The sequence below is a fragment of the Pseudomonas sp. MF6396 genome, from assembly GCF_002018915.1.
Lineage (GTDB): Bacteria > Pseudomonadota > Gammaproteobacteria > Pseudomonadales > Pseudomonadaceae > Aquipseudomonas > Aquipseudomonas palmensis.
Genome location: NZ_MVOK01000009.1, coordinates 62,823 through 78,698, shown reverse-complemented (window position 1 = coordinate 78,698; position 15,876 = coordinate 62,823). Strand labels below are relative to the sequence as shown.

Annotated in this window: 14 protein-coding genes; 6 read left to right on the top strand and 8 right to left on the bottom strand. The window is 65.0% G+C overall.

The window, feature by feature from the left end:
- Window positions 1-202 precede the first annotated feature (202 nt).
- Window positions 203-1,921 (top strand): amidase, encoded by a 1,719-nt coding sequence (locus MF6396_RS11415; RefSeq protein WP_058540113.1) that lies wholly within the window; start codon window positions 203-205, stop codon window positions 1,919-1,921.
- Between the two features lie 145 nt (window positions 1,922-2,066).
- Here MF6396_RS11415 and MF6396_RS11410 read toward each other — a convergent pair whose 3' ends face one another.
- The 5 genes from MF6396_RS11410 to MF6396_RS11390 all read right to left on the bottom strand — a co-directional run bounded on the left by MF6396_RS11410 (window position 2,067) and on the right by MF6396_RS11390 (window position 8,571).
- Window positions 2,067-3,302: a saccharopine dehydrogenase family protein gene (locus MF6396_RS11410; RefSeq protein WP_043861369.1), complete on the bottom strand. Its 1,236-nt coding sequence runs from the start codon at window positions 3,300-3,302 to the stop codon at window positions 2,067-2,069.
- A gap of 26 nt (window positions 3,303-3,328) precedes the next feature.
- On the bottom strand, window positions 3,329-4,426 hold the full coding sequence (nspC, locus tag MF6396_RS11405) for a carboxynorspermidine decarboxylase (protein WP_043861418.1): 1,098 nt from the start codon (window positions 4,424-4,426) through the stop codon (window positions 3,329-3,331).
- A gap of 157 nt (window positions 4,427-4,583) precedes the next feature.
- A complete protein-coding gene (locus MF6396_RS11400; protein WP_078480337.1) occupies window positions 4,584-6,989 on the bottom strand; it encodes a TonB-dependent siderophore receptor in 2,406 nt (801 codons plus the stop codon).
- 110 nt (window positions 6,990-7,099) lie between these two features.
- Window positions 7,100-8,065: a DUF4880 domain-containing protein gene (locus tag MF6396_RS11395; RefSeq protein ID WP_078480336.1), complete on the bottom strand. Its 966-nt coding sequence runs from the start codon at window positions 8,063-8,065 to the stop codon at window positions 7,100-7,102.
- Window positions 8,062-8,571, bottom strand: a complete 510-nt coding sequence (locus MF6396_RS11390; RefSeq protein WP_043861372.1) for a sigma-70 family RNA polymerase sigma factor — start codon at window positions 8,569-8,571, stop codon at window positions 8,062-8,064. The genes MF6396_RS11395 and MF6396_RS11390 overlap by 4 nt, the downstream gene beginning before the upstream one ends.
- Window positions 8,572-8,737: 166 nt before the next feature.
- On the opposite strand from MF6396_RS11390, the gene MF6396_RS11385 reads away from it, so the two are divergent.
- Window positions 8,738-9,484: a hypothetical protein gene (locus tag MF6396_RS11385; protein WP_078480335.1), complete on the top strand. Its 747-nt coding sequence runs from the start codon at window positions 8,738-8,740 to the stop codon at window positions 9,482-9,484.
- A 55-nt stretch (window positions 9,485-9,539) separates the two neighbouring features.
- On the opposite strand, the gene MF6396_RS11380 is transcribed toward MF6396_RS11385, so the two are convergent.
- Complete coding sequence (locus MF6396_RS11380) at window positions 9,540-9,971, bottom strand: hypothetical protein (protein WP_078480334.1); 432 nt, start codon at window positions 9,969-9,971, stop codon at window positions 9,540-9,542.
- A 50-nt stretch (window positions 9,972-10,021) separates the two neighbouring features.
- Window positions 10,022-10,318, bottom strand: a complete 297-nt coding sequence (locus tag MF6396_RS11375; protein WP_043861375.1) for a DUF3144 domain-containing protein — start codon at window positions 10,316-10,318, stop codon at window positions 10,022-10,024.
- A 221-nt stretch (window positions 10,319-10,539) separates the two neighbouring features.
- Here MF6396_RS11375 and MF6396_RS11370 point away from each other — a divergent pair, with 221 nt between their 5' ends.
- Window positions 10,540-12,216: an MFS transporter gene (locus MF6396_RS11370; RefSeq protein WP_078480333.1), complete on the top strand. Its 1,677-nt coding sequence runs from the start codon at window positions 10,540-10,542 to the stop codon at window positions 12,214-12,216.
- 41 nt (window positions 12,217-12,257) lie between these two features.
- Here MF6396_RS11370 and MF6396_RS11365 read toward each other — a convergent pair whose 3' ends face one another.
- Window positions 12,258-13,490, bottom strand: coding sequence for a M20/M25/M40 family metallo-hydrolase (locus tag MF6396_RS11365; protein ID WP_078480332.1), 1,233 nt, complete (start codon window positions 13,488-13,490; stop codon window positions 12,258-12,260).
- Between the two features lie 106 nt (window positions 13,491-13,596).
- Here MF6396_RS11365 and MF6396_RS11360 point away from each other — a divergent pair, with 106 nt between their 5' ends.
- From MF6396_RS11360 to MF6396_RS11350, 3 genes are all read left to right on the top strand, one after another.
- On the top strand, window positions 13,597-13,998 hold the full coding sequence (locus tag MF6396_RS11360; protein ID WP_043861378.1) for a GFA family protein: 402 nt from the start codon (window positions 13,597-13,599) through the stop codon (window positions 13,996-13,998).
- 137 nt (window positions 13,999-14,135) lie between these two features.
- On the top strand, window positions 14,136-15,314 hold the full coding sequence (locus MF6396_RS11355; RefSeq protein WP_177346322.1) for a GGDEF domain-containing protein: 1,179 nt from the start codon (window positions 14,136-14,138) through the stop codon (window positions 15,312-15,314).
- Window positions 15,315-15,345: 31 nt separating this feature from the next.
- Complete coding sequence (locus tag MF6396_RS11350; RefSeq protein WP_078480437.1) at window positions 15,346-15,867, top strand: GNAT family N-acetyltransferase; 522 nt, start codon at window positions 15,346-15,348, stop codon at window positions 15,865-15,867.
- The last annotated feature ends 9 nt before the right edge of the window (window positions 15,868-15,876 follow it).

Sequence of the window (15,876 nt, the reverse complement as noted above, 5' to 3'; positions counted from 1 at the left end):
TGTTTTAGTGAGCGATTGCCGCGCAGGGCGCGGTCGGAGGCGATTAGGCGGCACGCAGGCAGGCCTTTACAAAGGATGGTTTTTCAGCGCACAGGTGATCTGAGGTCATCTGCCAGGGCCCTCGCCGGGCGGACACCTGAACCTTAAACCGCTATGATTCCCGCCATCACTCATGACCCCTTTGGCCGCTGGTAACCACCGCATGATCGAAGTCACCGAAGTTTCCATTGCGCAGCTGCGCGCCGCCCTCGAATCGGGCCAGACCACCTCGGTCGAGCTGGTGAAGGCCTACCTCGCCCGCATCGATGCCTACGACGGCGCAGACACGCCCACCGCGCTCAATGCGGTGGTGGTACGCAACCCCGAAGCCCTGCGCGAAGCCCAGGCATCCGACGAGCGTCGTGCCCAGGGCAAGCCCCTCGGCCCGCTCGACGGCATCCCCTACACCGCCAAGGACAGTTACCTGGTCAAGGGCATGACCGCCGCCTCCGGCAGCCCGGCCTTCGCCAACCTGGTGGCCTACCGCGACGCCTTCACCATCGAGCGCCTGCGCGGCGCCGGGGCGATCTGCCTGGGCAAGACCAACATGCCGCCCATGGCCAACGGCGGCATGCAGCGCGGCGTGTATGGCCGGGCCGAAAGCCCGTACAACGCCGCCTACCTCACCGCACCCTTCGCCTCGGGCTCGTCCAACGGCGCGGGCACGGCCACGGCGGCCAGCTTCGCCGCGTTCGGCCTGGCCGAGGAAACCTGGTCCAGCGGCCGCGGCCCGGCCTCCAACAATGGCCTGTGCGCCTACACCCCTTCGCGCGGGGTGATCTCGGTGCGCGGCAACTGGCCGCTGACGCCGACCATGGACGTGGTGGTGCCCTTCGCCCGCACCATGGCCGACCTGCTCGAAGTGCTCGACGTGGTGGTGGCCGAAGACCCCGACACCCGTGGCGACCTGTGGCGCCTGCAGCCCTGGGTGCCGATCCCCAGCGTGGCCTCGGTGCGCCCCGCCGCCTACCCGCAACTGGCGGCGGACAGCGCGGCGCTGGCCGGCAAGCGCTTCGGCATCCCGCGCATGTACATCAACAAGGACCCGGATGCCGGCACCTCGGACAGCCCCGGCATCGGCGGCCCGACCGGCCAGCGCATCAACACGCGGCCTTCGGTGATCGCACTGTGGGAGGCGGCGCGCAAGGCACTGGAAGCGGCCGGCGCCGAGGTGCTCGAAGTGGATTTCCCGCTGGTATCGAACTGCGAGGGCGACCGCCCAGGTGCGCCCACCGTGTTCAATCGCGGCCTGGTGTCCAAGGCATTCCTGCACCATGAACTGTGGGACCTGACGGCCTGGGCCTTCGACGACTTCCTGCAGGCCAACGGCGACCCGCAGCTCAACCGCCTGGTGGACGTGGACGGGCCGAAGATCTTCCCCCACGACCCCGGCACCCTGCCCAACCGCGAGGGCGACCTGGCGGCGGGCATGGACGAGTATGTGCGCATGGCCGAGCGCGGCATCACGCCGTGGGACCAGATCGCTACCCTGCCCGATGGCCTGCGCGGGCTGGAGCAGACGCGGCGCATCGACCTGGAAGACTGGATGGACAGGCTGGGGCTGGATGCGGTGCTGTTCCCGACGGTGGCCGATGTGGCCCCGGCCGATGCCGATGTGAACCCGGCCTCGGCGGATATTGCCTGGAGCAACGGGGTGTGGGTGGCCAACGGCAACCTGGCGATCCGTCACCTTGGGGTGCCGACGGTGACGGTGCCGATGGGGGTGATGGCGGACATCGGCATGCCGGTGGGGCTGACCTTCGCCGGGCGGGCGTATGATGACTCGGCGTTGCTGCGCCTGGCCTCGGCGTTCGAGGCTACGGGTTCAAAGCGCTTGATACCGCCGCGAACCCCGATGCTGGTGGGTGGCCGTTTATCTTGAGTTGATTGGTCTGGCCTCTTCGCCAGCAACGCTGGCTCCTACGGGTTTGGTAGGTCTGTAGGAGCCAGCCTTGCTGGCGAAGGGCACAACACAAAAAAGGGGGACGCCATCACGGCGCCCCCCTTTTTTTGTCAGCCTGAACCCATCAGTTCCAGGGACGATCGCCGTTCTCGTCCTTGATGCGGGTCGGCAGGCCCATCACGTCCAACGCCTTCAGGAACGGCTCGGCCGGCAGTTCCTCGACGTTGGCCATGCGCTGCACGTCCCACTCGCCACGGGCCACCAGCAGGGCCGCCGCCACCGGCGGCACGCCCGCGGTGTAGGAGATGCCCTGGCTGTCGGTCTCGGCATAGGCCTCTTCGTGATCAGCCACGTTGTAGATGAACACTTCGCGTGGCTGGCCGTCCTTGGTGCCCTTGACCAGGTCGCCAATGCAGGTCTTGCCGGTGTAGCCCGGCGCCAGCGAAGACGGATCCGGCAGCACGGCCTTGACCACCTTGAGCGGCACCACTTCCAGGCCCTCGGCGGTCTTCACCGGTTGCTCGGACAGCAGGCCCAGGTTCTTCAGTACGGTGAACACATTGATGTAGTGCTCGCCGAAGCTCATCCAGAAACGCACGTTCGGCACGTCGAGGTTCTTGGACAGCGAGTGCACTTCGTCATGGCCGGTCAGGTACAGGTTCTGCGAACCCACCACCGGCAGGTCGTCGGTACGCTTGACTTCGAACATGGTGTTGCTGGTCCACTGGCTGTTCTGCCAGCTCCACACCTGTCCGGTGAATTCACGGAAATTGATTTCCGGGTCGAAATTGGTGGCGAAGTACTTGCCATGGGAGCCGGCATTGACGTCGAGAATGTCGATCGAATCAATGCGGTCGAAATACTGTTGTTGCGCCAGTGCTGCATAGGCATTGACCACACCCGGGTCGAAGCCCACGCCAAGAATGGCGGTGATGTTCTTCTGCTGGCATTCCTCGAGGTGCTTCCACTCGTAGTTGCCATACCAGGGCGGCGTCTCGCAGATCTTGCCCGGTTCTTCGTGAATGGCGGTGTCCAGGTAGGCCACGCCGGTATCGATGCAGGCACGCAGCACCGACATGTTGAGGAAGGCGGAACCGACGTTGATCACGATCTGCGATTCGGTTTCGCGGATCAGCGCCTTGGTTGCCTCGACATCCAGAGCATTGAGCGAAAAGGCCGTGATGTCGGCGGGTACCTTCAGGCTACCCTTGGCCTTGACGCTGTCGATGATGGCCTGGCATTTGGAGATGTTGCGTGACGCGATGGCAATACGACCGAGTTCGTCGTTGTGCTGCGCGCACTTGTGGGCCACCACCTTGGCGACACCTCCTGCACCAATGATAAGAACGTTTTTCTTCAATTTCTTTATCTCTCCTTTCCGCCAGCTTACGAGAGGCTGGACAGGTAGTCGTCAAAACCAAATTCGCGAACCACCTCGACAGTACCGTCAAGTTGTTTCACTACGATGGATGGCATCTTCAAACCGTTGAACCAGTTTTTCTTGACCATGGTGTAGCCTGCCGCGTCGATGAACGACAGCCGATCGCCGATGGCCAGCGGACGATCGAATTGATACTCGCCGAAGATGTCCCCGGCCAGGCAGGATTTGCCGCATACCATGTAGGTGTGCTCACCCTCGCTGGGCGCCAGCTTGGCGTTGAGGCGATAGATCAGCAGGTCGAGCATGTGCGCCTCGATGGAGCTGTCGACCACGGCCAGGTGCTTGCCGTTGTACAGGGTGTCGAGCACGGTCACTTCCAGCGAAGCGCTCTGGGTGATCGCCGCTTCGCCCGGCTCCAGGTACACCTGCACGCCGTACTTCTGCGAGAACGCCTTCAGGCGCGCGCAGAATGCATCCAGTGCATAGTCTTCGCCGGTGAAGTGGATACCGCCGCCCAGGCTCACCCACTCGACCTTGTGCAGCAGCTCGCCGAAGCGCTCTTCGATGGTGTTGAGCATCTGGTCGAACAGGCCGAAATCGCCGTTCTCGCAGTTGTTGTGGAACATGAAGCCGGAGATCTGCGACATGACCGCATCGATCTTGACCGGGTCCCATTCGCCCAGGCGGCTGAACGGGCGCGCCGGGTCGGCCAGCAGGTAGTCCGAGCTGCTCACCTGCGGGTTGACGCGCAGGCCGCGCACCTTGCCTTCGGTAGCCTGGGCATAGCGCTGCAGCTGGCCGATGGAGTTGAAGATGATCTTGTCGCAGTTCTCGATCATCTCGTCGATTTCATCGTCGGCCCAGGCCACGCTGTAGGCGTGGGTCTCGCCTTCGAACTTCTGGCGGCCGAGCTTGAGCTCGTAGAGCGAGGACGAGGTGGTGCCGTCCATGTACTGCTGCATCAGGTCGAACACCGACCAGGTGGCGAAGCACTTGAGCGCCAGCAGGGCCTTGGCCCCGGACTGTTCGCGCACATAGGCGATCTTCTGCATGTTGTGCAGCAGCTTGGTTTTGTCGATGAGGTAGTACGGCGTCTTGATCATTTCGAGGCCCCCGGCAAGGCCGGCCAAAAAAAGGACACGCATTGTGCCTTCACTGCACGGGAATCGAAAGCTCGGAAGTGATTTTTGCCCGACGCGGATTTTTCGGGTGCACCCATCGCAGGTCGAACCCGCCCCCACACGGGAGCGGGCCTGGACGTCAGAAGTCCCAGCGAGTGCTGAACATCACGTTGCGCGGGTCACCGTAGTACGAGGAGTTATAGAAGCCGATGTTGGTGTAGTAGTACTTGTCGAACAGGTTGTAGACGTTGACCGACGCCGACAGGTGCTCGGTGAACTGGTAGCGCGCCATCAGGTCGACCAGCCAGTACGGAGTCTGGGTGAAAGTGTCATTGGTGCCCTTGGCGTAGTTGTTGAGGACCTGCCAGCCCTTGCCCTGCCAACGTGCCCCACCGCCCACGGTGAGCTTGTCGAGGCGCCCGCCAAGTTTGTAGGTGGTGTAGAGGTTGAGCTGATCTTCGGGCTCCCAGGTAGCTACCTTGGCCCCGCCCTGGTCGCGGCTGACCTTGTGCGTGTAGCCGGCCTGCACCTGCCAGCCGGGTGCCAGCTCCCCGGACACCTCTGCCTCGTAGCCCTTGGTTCTGGACTTGATGCCCATGTAGGCGTAGTCGATGTCGGGGTTGGTTGGCCTGGCGTTGTAGAACGTGTCGGCCTGCGGGCGGTTATCTTCGTGCACTTCGAAGTAGGCCAGGCTGGTGTTCAGGCGACCGTCGTAGAACTCACCCTTGATGCCCACCTCGTAGTTCTGGCCCTCGTTGGGCTCGAGCATCCTGTTGCGGCTGTCACGGTAGGCCGTCTGCGGCAGGAAGATATCGGTGTAGCTGGCATACGCAGAGAAGTTGCTGTTGAGGTCGTACACCACCCCGGCATAGGGCACCAGCCGTCCGCTCTCCTGGCTGTCGCTGGTGCCGGTGACCTGAAAGTTTGCCAGGCGGCTGCCCAGCAGCAGCGAAAGGTCATCGGTGACACTGAAGCGCGCAGTCAGGTAGCCGCCACTTTGCCGGGTGGTTTCGTCGTTGCGCTTTGTCACCGAGCCCCAGTCCGGCTCGATGGCCTGGCCGTGCCAGCTCTCCAGATCGTATTCGTTGTCGAAGTAGGTGACGTTGTTGTAGTTGTCGCCCTTCCAGTGCGAGCTGGACACCGAGCCACCCACCACCAGTTGGTGTTCGCGCCCGAACAGGCTGAACGGCCCGGTGGCGTAGAGGTCGCCGCTGTCGCTGGTGGTTTCGCCGGTGTACTTGCGCGAATAGATCGACGACACGGTCGGGGTGTCGGGCGACACCGAGCCCAGTGGCGCGTCATAACCATTGATCTGGTGGTTGTACTGACCCTTGATGACCCAGTCATTGGCCAGGCGATGCTCCAGGGTGGCGAACAGCGTGCGCGAGTACTGCTCCCAACTGCTCCACTTGGCGCCATTGTTGAACGAACGCGGCAGGCTGATGGGGTTGCCCTGGGAGTCGTACACCGGACGGCTGCCCGACCAGCCCGAGCCCCTGGGGTCGCTGTCCTGGTAGTCGGCGCCCAGGGTCAGCAGGGTGTCTTCGTCCAGGTCCACTTCCAGGATGCCGTAGTACACGCTGGTCTTGCGCTCGTAATGGTCCATGAACGAGTGCTTGTCCTGATAGGCGGCCACCGCCCGGCCCCGCACGTTGCCACTGTCGGTCAGCGGGCCGCTGAGGTCGATCTCCGAGCGGTAGTTGTCCCAGGAGCCGGCGCCCAGGTCCACATGCCCCCTGAAGTCGGCCGTCGGCTTCTTGCGGATCAGGTTGATCGTGCCACCGGGGCCGCCCGCGCCGGTGAGCAGGCCGGTGGCGCCCTTGAGCACCTCGACCCGGTCATAGATCGCCATGTCGGTAAGGGTCTGCCCGGCCGAGTACTGCGCGTCACGCAGGGTCGGGATGCCGTCGTACTGGAAGTTGACGATGGAGAAGCCGCGCGAATAGTAGTTGGTACGTTCACTGTCGTAGGTCGACACGGTGATGCCGGGGGTGTGGCGCATCACATCGTCGATGGCGTTCAGGCCGAAATCGTCCATGGCCTGGCGCGTGACCACCGAGATCGATTGCGGGGTTTCCCGCGGGGTCAGCACCATGCGCGTGGCGGTGGCGATGGTGCCCGGCGTGTAGGAGCCGGTGCCTTCGGTGATGGTGCCCAGCTGGTTGGCGCTGACTTCGGTGGCCTGCAGCTCCAGCTGCGCACTGCCGGTGGCCAGCCTTGGCATTACCCGGTAGCCCTCGCCTTCGGGCATCGCCTGCAGGCCCTGGGGCGCGAGCAGTCGCTCAAGGCCCTCGGCGATGGCGTAGCTGCCGTCCAGGCCGCTGCTGTGGATGCCTTGGGTCAGGGCCGAGTCGACCGCGATCATCACCCCGGCCTGCTGGCCGAATGCGCCGAGCACGCGATCGAGGTTGCCGGCGCCGATATGGAAGGCGTGGGTGGCGTGGGCATCGGCGCCGGCCAGTACGCCCTGGCTGGCGCACACGAGGGAAAGCCCGAGGATGGCCGTGCGCAAGGCACCGGCAAGCGGAGTGAGGCGGCTGTGCATAAACAATTCCATGGGTTGAGGGTGTTGGCGATGCGCTGTTTTTCAGCGTCTTCCCTGGTCTTGATGCATGAGATGGAAAAAACTGCCGCCGCTGTTAAAAATAATCGTTCTCAGGCCACGACCACGTTTGCCCAGTAGCCGAACACACGCTGTACCCGTATCGGCAACACACTGGCCAGCAGGTCGAGGCTGGCATCGGGCCGATCGAGGGAGAACGAACCCGACACCTGCAAGGCCGCCACCGCCGGATCGCAGCGCAGTACGCCGCGCCGGTAGCGGTCGAGCTGGGCCAACACCTGGCCCAGTGGCATGCGCTCGGCAATCAGCAGTCCGTCAACCCAGGCCTGGGCGCCCGCGTCGAGGGGTTCGACACTGCCGACCTGCTGCCCGAACGCCACCTGCTGGCCGGCGCTCAAGGTCATGCGGGTGCTGCCGGGCCAGGCGATCGAGGCACTGCCTGCCAGCACCTGCACCTGGGTACCCGACACCCCGGGCAGGCCCTGGCTGACCACCAGCCGCGAGGCGGGCTCGGGGCGTACCCAGCCATTGGCGGTGCGCACCGCCAGCGAAGCACCTTGCCCCAGGGTGAGCATGATCCGCCCCAGGTTGAGCGCCAGCACGTCTGCGTGAGCATCCACGCCGGTGCGGGTATCCAGGGTCAGCTCCACCTCGCCAGACAACGCCACGTGATGACGCTCGCCGGTGGTGGTGCGGTAGTCACTGAACAGTTCCGGCAGCAGCACCCGCTCACGCACGCTAAGGCCAGCCGCCAGTACCACCCCCAGCCCGGCGAAGCCCTTGAGCACATTGCGCCGCGACGCAGTGCCACGTGCCTGCAGCAATCCGCGCGCGCCGGCGGCCGGTAACGTCCTGGTGCCCTGGCGCAGGTCATGGGTGAGCCCGGCAAGACGCTGCCAGGCCAGTTCATGCTGGGGGTTTTCATTGCGCCAGTGCTGGCAGGCCTGCTGCTCGGCCAGGCTGCTGACACCCGACTGCAGGGTGACCATCCACAGCATGGCCTGCTCTACCACGCCGGGGTCCAGCGGCTGGTTGTCGATCCGGGCGAAGCGGCTCATGCGCCGTAGACCGCCGCATAGCAGTGTCGGTAGGCCTTGAGCATGGCCTTTTGCACCACGTTAACCGTCAGCCCCTGGTGTTCGGCGATCTGCGCGTAGGTCAGACCGTCAAGCTGTGACAGCAGGAAGATCTCGCGCACCTTGCTGCCCAGCCCATCGAGCACCTGGCCCACCGCATCCAGCGCCTCGAGCACCAGCAGGCGAGTTTCCGGGGACGGCACCAGCGCCGGTTCAAGATGCGCCAGCGACTCCATGTAGGCCTTCTCCAGCGCATGGCGCCGAAAGTACTGGATGCACAGGCGGCTGGCCACGGTGGTTAGGTAGGCACGCGGCTCGCGGTACACCGGCGGTGCTTCGCTGCGCAGGATGCGCACGAAGGTGTCCTGCGCCAGGTCCAGCGCCTGCTCCCGGTTGCCCAGCTTGCGGCGCAGCATCTGCGTCAACCAGCTGTGGTGTTGAACGTAGAGTTCGCCCACCGCATGGTGGGTGCTGGAAAGTGGATGCATCGGCAGGGTTCCGGGACGCAGGCTGACGGGAGTCGTGCATGGTAATACTTCTCATTAGCTTGCGGTGGATTTTTATGATTGCCGCCGAAACAACCTGCTTCACCGACACTGGCAGGCCGGCGCTCAGGTGCAGTACTGTGCGAGGCAGCCAAAGGGAGGGCTGCATATGGATCAAGCGACACTCACCACCTTGTTGACCAAGCTCCGCAATTGCGACCTCGAGGGCGCGGCCGCCGACCTGCAGGCCCAGGCAGTGGCACTGGCGGCCCGGGGGGAAGAGGCACTGTCCGACTTCCTCGCCCGCTATGCCTTCCGCTCGTTGCAGGGCAAGCACAGCCCGGACAAGACATCGCCGGCGCTGGCCCAGGCACTGCACGACAGCGAACAGCACCTGCAGCAGCTTCACGACGAGCGCAAGGCGCTGCTCGACGACATCCACACCTACTTTCTGGAGTTCGAGAAGATTGCCGTCAACCTGACCCCGGCACTGATCGAACCGGCGACCTTCAGTGAGCAGAACCGCGACAACCTGCCGTTCATCGAGGACTACCTGAGCGGCCGTCGCGAGGTGGTGGACGACCTCAACCTGCAGAGCGTGCTGAAAAAGCAGATCAAGTTCTACCTCAACCTCAACCTGCACGATGAACGCCCCACGTTGCAGGTCAGCTATCGCAAGACCCACATCCAGCCGGGCAAATCCTGGCGGTTCGTGGAGCTGAGCCAGCAGGCCGGGCAACGCAGCGAACAGTTGAACCGGCTGGTGCAACTGGATACCGAGTGCGATGCGGTGCAGCGCCAGGTATCACGCCTGAAATGGGAGCTGCGCTGCAACGAGGACACCGGCAACCAGCAGGTGGCCGACTTCCAGAAAAAACTGGGGTTGTTCATGGCCAGTGTGGCTGCACAGGCCTGAGGCCGACCGGGTGGAGGCACCGGCGGCCCAGCGCCCCCGCCCGGCCATTCGCGGATCAGCCCAGGCGGCCCCAGACCTGCACCAGCCCCACCAGGTGCACCACCCCGAACCCCAGGCACACCAGCGAGCTCACCACGATGAAGCGCTGGCTGCGCCCGGTATTGGCCAGCACGAAGGGCCCGGCGATACCGCGCAGCAGGTACACCAGCGTGATCGCGCACAACGCCGGCAGCAGCAACGGCAGCGGCGCGATCACGCCCGCCCCCGACAATGCAAAGGCCGCCCAGCTCAGCAGCACCAGCGTAATCGCTGCCGTGACCACCGCCGGAAAGGTCCGGCCCGCCTCCGCCGCCCGGATGAAGCGCTCACCCGCCCCGAACAGGCGATACCAGGACGGCCCCGCGATGATCGTACCCACGTGCAGCACGGCCGCCAGCGCGCTGAGCGCCGCGGCAATCACCAGCGCCAGATTGTATTCACCTGCCATAACGGTTCTTCCTTGTAGGAGCCGGCGTTGCCGGCGAAGCGGGCAACGCGTTACTTGGCCGAACCCTGCATGTACGTCGCAAAGTTGTTGATATGGTCGTCCAGGTTGTCTTCGAGCATCATCCGGTACTGGTCGCAGAAGTACGTGAGCATCGCCTCGCGTGCCTGCGCCATTTCTTCCCCCGACTTGAAGTTGCGCGCACTCACCCAGGCATTGAACCGGGTGGTGCCGAACATCATCGAGGCACTCACCTTGCCCAGGTCCTGGACCTGCCCGAGCTGCTCGTTGGACAGCTCTATATGGGCGTCGGCGCGGTCGTAGAACGAGTCGTCAGCATTTTGCGGCATTGCGTGTCCCTTTCTCATCACGTCTGGTTATTGCAGCCCCCTCCTGCCGTCCGGCCAACCGCCGGCGAGTGGATATCTGCGCGAAGCTGATTATGCTTCAAACGAGCGGGCAGCGCTGCGAGGTGTCTGTGCGCATTGCGTAGTCCGATGACATCAGCCCCAGGGCTTGGGTGAAGTGGCAGTGGGTGTTCCGGCCTACAACAACAATCCGGAGAAAACTCATGGCGACAATCGACAGCACTTCCACAGGCAGTGCGCCCAGGCGCGGGATCACCAAAGAGGAACGCAAGGTCATCTTTGCCTCGTCCCTGGGCACCGTGTTCGAGTGGTACGACTTCTATCTGTATGGCTCCCTGGCGGCGATCATCGCCAAGCACTTCTTTGCCGGGGTCAACGAAACCACTGCCTTCATCTTCGCCCTGCTCGCCTTCGCCGCCGGGTTTGCGGTAAGGCCGTTCGGCGCCATTGTGTTCGGCCGCCTGGGCGACATGATCGGGCGCAAGCACACCTTCCTCATCACCATCGTGATCATGGGCGTGTCCACCGCGGTGGTGGGCCTGTTGCCCAGCTACTCGAGCATCGGCGTGGCGGCCCCGGTGATCCTGATCACCCTGCGCCTGCTGCAAGGCCTGGCGCTGGGCGGTGAATACGGCGGCGCCGCCACCTACGTGGCCGAGCACGCACCGCCCGGCAAGCGCGGCTTTTTCACCTCGTGGATCCAGACCACCGCCACGCTGGGGCTGTTTCTGTCGCTGCTGGTGATCCTGGCGTGCCGTACCGTGCTGGGCACCGAGGCGTTCGAGGCGTGGGGCTGGCGCATACCATTCCTGCTGTCGATTCTGCTGCTGATCGTGTCGGTGTACATCCGCCTGCAACTGAGCGAGTCGCCGGTATTCAACCGGATGAAGGCCGAAGGCAAGGCATCCAGGGCGCCGCTGACCGAGTCGTTCGCCCGCTGGGACAACCTCAAGGTGGTGATCATGTCGCTGCTCGGCGGTACCGCCGGCCAGGCGGTGGTGTGGTACACCGGGCAGTTCTATGCGCTGTTCTTTCTGTTGCAGACGCTCAAGATCGACCCGCAGACCGCCAACCTGCTGATTGCCGGTTCGCTGCTGATCGGCACGCCGTTCTTCGTCATCTTCGGCAGCCTGTCCGACCGCATCGGGCGCAAGGGCATCATCATGGCCGGCTGCATCCTGGCGGCGCTGACCTACTTCCCGATCTTTCATGCGCTGACCCAGTACGGCAACCCCGACGTGTTCAGTGCCCAGGAACGCAACCCGGTGACGGTGGTCGCCGACCCGGCGCAGTGTTCGTTCCAGTTCGACCCGGTGGGCAAGGCGCGCTTCACCAGTTCGTGCGACGTGGCCAAGAGCGTGCTGGCCAAGCGCGCGATCCCCTACGTGAACGAAAAGGCCGAGCCCGGCAGCGTGGCGCAGGTGCGCATCGGCAGCACGGTGGTGCCCAGCTTCGACGGCAGCCGCCTGCCGGCCGCCGACTTCAAGACGCAGAACGATGCCTTCGCCGCCACCCTGGGCGCGGCCCTGAAGGACGCCGGCTACCCGGAAAAGGCCGACCCGAACAAGACCAACTACCCCATGGTGCTGTTGCTGCTGACCATCCTGGTGATCTACGTGACCATGGTCTACGGGCCGATCGCCGCGTGGCTGGTGGAGCTTTTCCCGGCGCGTATCCGCTACACCTCGATGTCGCTGCCCTACCATATCGGCAACGGCTGGTTCGGCGGCTTCCTGCCCACGGTGGCGTTCGCCATGGTCGCGGCCACGGGGGATATCTACTACGGGCTGTGGTACCCGATCGTGATCGCGGTGATGACCGCCATCCTGGGTACCTTCTTCCTGCCCGAGACCAAGGACCGCGACATCAACCACAGCTGAAGCCGCCCGCCCTCCCGGGTGCCGGGAGGGCGCGGTGCAGCCTACTGCGAGAGGTGCCGGATCATCGCCACCGTCAGGTACAGGCGCGGCGCGATGCTGGACAGTTCGATGTATTCATCGTCGGCGTGCAACCCGGCCCCGACCACGCCCATGGTTTCGAGCACCGCCGGCGTGGCGCTGCCGGGCACATAGGCATAGCCGGCGTCGGTGCCAAAACGCATGGCGATGGGTTCCAGGCTGCGATCGATCTGGCCATACAACTGCTGGGCAGTGCTGGCCAGGGCGGCGGAGCCTTCATTTCTGGCCAGCGGCGGGCGCCCCTTGCGCAGGGTCAGCGTGACCTGCGTGTCGGCGATTAGCCGGGCCTGGCTGATACGTTGCGCGTCGGCCAGCACGCGGTCGCTTTCGGACAGGTCGGCATAGCGCATGTCGGCTTCGGCGGTGGCCAGCGCCGGGATGATGTTGGCTTTCTCGCCGGCCTTGGCCAGGGTCCAGTTGACCGTGGTGCCTTTGGCCGGGTCGCCCAGGTCCTTGAGCTGCACCACCTGGTGCGCCAGCTCGGTCAAGGCGTTGCGCCCGTCTTCAGGGGCGGAGCCGGCGTGTGCCGAGCGACCGCGCACTTCCAGCAGCAGCTGGTTGATGCCGTTGGTGGCCACCGTCACCGCGTCCTTGTTCGGGGGCTCGTAGGAGAAGACGTAGTCATGCTTGCGCGCAAGCTCGGCAATGATCTGCCGGGAGCCGAGCGAGCCCATTTCTTCATCGGGGTTGAACAGCACGGTCAGGGTGGCGTAGTCGTTGAAGCGCACATCCTGCAGCAGCTTGATCGCATGCAGGATCATCGCCACCCCGCCCTTCGCGTCGGCCACCCCGGGGCCATAGGCACGCTCGCCCTCGATGCGAAACGGGCGCCTGGCGGCGGTGCCGGGGCCGAACACGGTGTCGTAATGCACCATCAGCATGAAGCGCTTGCTGCCGCTGCCCTTGAAGGTGCCGACGATGTTGTTGCCCACCGAGGGCGTGGCGGCGCTGGTCTGCACCGTGGCGCCCAGGGCCTCCAGGCGCTTGACCAGCAATGCGCCGATGTCGGTGAGGCCTTGCTGGGTGCCGGTACCGGTGTCCACCGATACCAGGGTTTTGAGGGTATCCAGGTAGCTCGACTGCTCGGCCTTGGCTTTTTCCAGCAGGTCCTGGGCGGGGGAAGCGATGGCGCCGGTACAGGCGAAGGACAGGCAGAGCGCCAGGGCGCTGGCGTAGGGAGGGCGAAACAACGGCATAGGGCGGGGCCTCGGTGCAGGGTGGCAAAAGGGTGTGTTGCATGACGGGCAAGGGATCAGCTTAGACTGTCGGCCCTGTATTGCGAGCAACCGGGTTGGACCTTCCATGACACACCAGTACCAGGGCAGCTGCCTGTGCGGCGCCATCCGTTATCAGCTCAGCGCGCCCCTCAAGGCGGTTTCGCACTGCCATTGCAGCCAGTGCCGCAAGGGCCACGGGGCGGCGTTCGCCAGCTACGCCAGCGTCAGGCGCGACGACCTGCAACTGCTGCAGGGAGGCGAGCGGCTCAAGTCGTACGCATCGTCCGAGTCGGTGGCGCGCCAGTTCTGTGGCGACTGCGGTTCATCGCTGTTCTGGTCGCGCTCACAGGGGGACCATGCCGACTGGATCTCGATTGCGCTGGGCACCCTGGACTCACCCCTGACGTTCGACAGGCAGCGCCATGTGGAGGTGGCTTCGAAGGCGCCGTGGTACGTAATCGAGGACCATTGGCCACAGGGTCGATAGGGTCTTTTGCACTGCCCGCGACAGGCTGGCCCAGGTTTGCGACAGCCGGCTGAAACGCTTCGCGCAAGCACTGCGAAAAACCGATTCAAACGCTTACAATCGCCGCTTTCCGTGCACTTCATGCAGGCCCGCTCGCCATGGCGCTAGACCCACCCACGATGCTCACCATCACGATCGCCCTCGCCGCGGCCGCCGCGCTGTACCTGGCGATCGAGTGGCGCAGCGTGCGTGAACCCTCGCTGCTGTTCTGGAGCGCCGGGTTCGCCACCATCACCGTGGGCTGTACCCTCGCGCTGCTGCGCAGCAGCGGCCTGCTGCTGATCGGTATCTGGTTCGCCAATGGCCTGCTGGTGACGGCGCACTGGCTGTTCCTGCTGGGTGTCGGGCGTTTCACGCAAACCCAGCTGTCGCGGGGCTGGTACCTGGTCTTCGTGGTATGGCTCGCGCTGCTGGTGGTACCCGAGGAGCCGCAATGGTCCAAGCTGATGCTGCTGGTCAACTCGCTGCTGGTGGCGCTGCTGGCGCTCAAGGCCAGTGCACTGCTGCGCCCGCATGGCAAGTCGCTGAGCGTGGGGGCGGTGCAACTGCGCTACGTGCTGCTGATGCACGGCCTGTTCTACGTGGCAAAGGCGATCACGGCGGTGGTGCCCGGCACGCTGATCGACCTGGCGGCGTTCCGCGGCCAGATCATCCAGATCTCGCTGGTGGAAGGCGCCATGGCAATCATGCTGATTGCGCTGTCGATGACCGGCACCGAGCGCTACCGGCGAGAAAAACGCATCGCCCGCCTGGCCGCCCGCGACCCGCTGACGGCCCTGTACAACCGCCGCGCCCTGGAAGTCCGTGCGCCGCGCCTGCTCGAAGACGTGTCGGCCACGCGGCCCGGAGCGTTGCTGCTGATCGATATCGACAACTTCAAGCTGGTCAACGACCTGTTCGGGCATAGCGCCGGTGACCGCCTGCTGGTCGACCTGAGCGAGATGATCCGCGCGGTGCTGCCCACCGGCGCCCTGGCGGCGCGACTGGGTGGCGATGAGTTCGTGATTCTGCTCAACAACGCCCCCACCGAACGTATCCTGGCGCTGGGCGGCGCCTTGCGCGAGCAGTTCCGGCAGGCCGCCGCGCAGCTGTTCCCCACGCCTGCGCCGGTGACCCTGAGCATCGGCGCCAACCTGTTCGACCAGCCGCCGGGCAGCCTCACGGCCCTGATCGAACAAAGCGACAGCGCGCTCTACGCCTCCAAGCGCGGTGGACGTGACAGTATTCGCGTGGTGGACCGCACCGCAGCCGCTGGCGACCCCCTGCACACGCCTTGAGGCAGTACCAATGGACAAGGTGAACAGCAGCATGATCGCCACAACAGCACTCGAACCCTCGCACTGGCCGCTGTACCGCGACCTGCGCCTGCAGTCACTGCAGGACTCGCCGGATGCGTTCGGCAGCACCTACGGCTCGGAGGCCACGCGCACCGATGAAGACTGGTCGGCGCGCTTGCGGGCGGCGGCAAGCTCCGGCCAGGGCCGTGCGTTTGTTGCGCTGGAGGGCGAAGCGCCCTGTGGGCTGGTGTGGTGCAAGCTGGCCGGTGCAGGGCCCGGCGTTGCCGAGATCTTCCAGATGTGGGTCGACCCGGCCTGCCGCGGGCGCGGCGCCGGACGAGCACTGCTGCAGGCAGCGCTGGACTGGGCCCGCCGCCACGACATGCAGCGGGTACGGCTGGGGGTCACGATTCAGGACAGCCCTGCCATGCACCTGTACACCGCGCTGGGCTTCAAGCCGATTGGGCCACCCGAACCGCTGCGCGCGGGCAGCGCGCTGATGTCCCAGGGCATGGAGCTGGTACTGGATACCGTGCATGCCCGCAACGACTGACACCCCGCG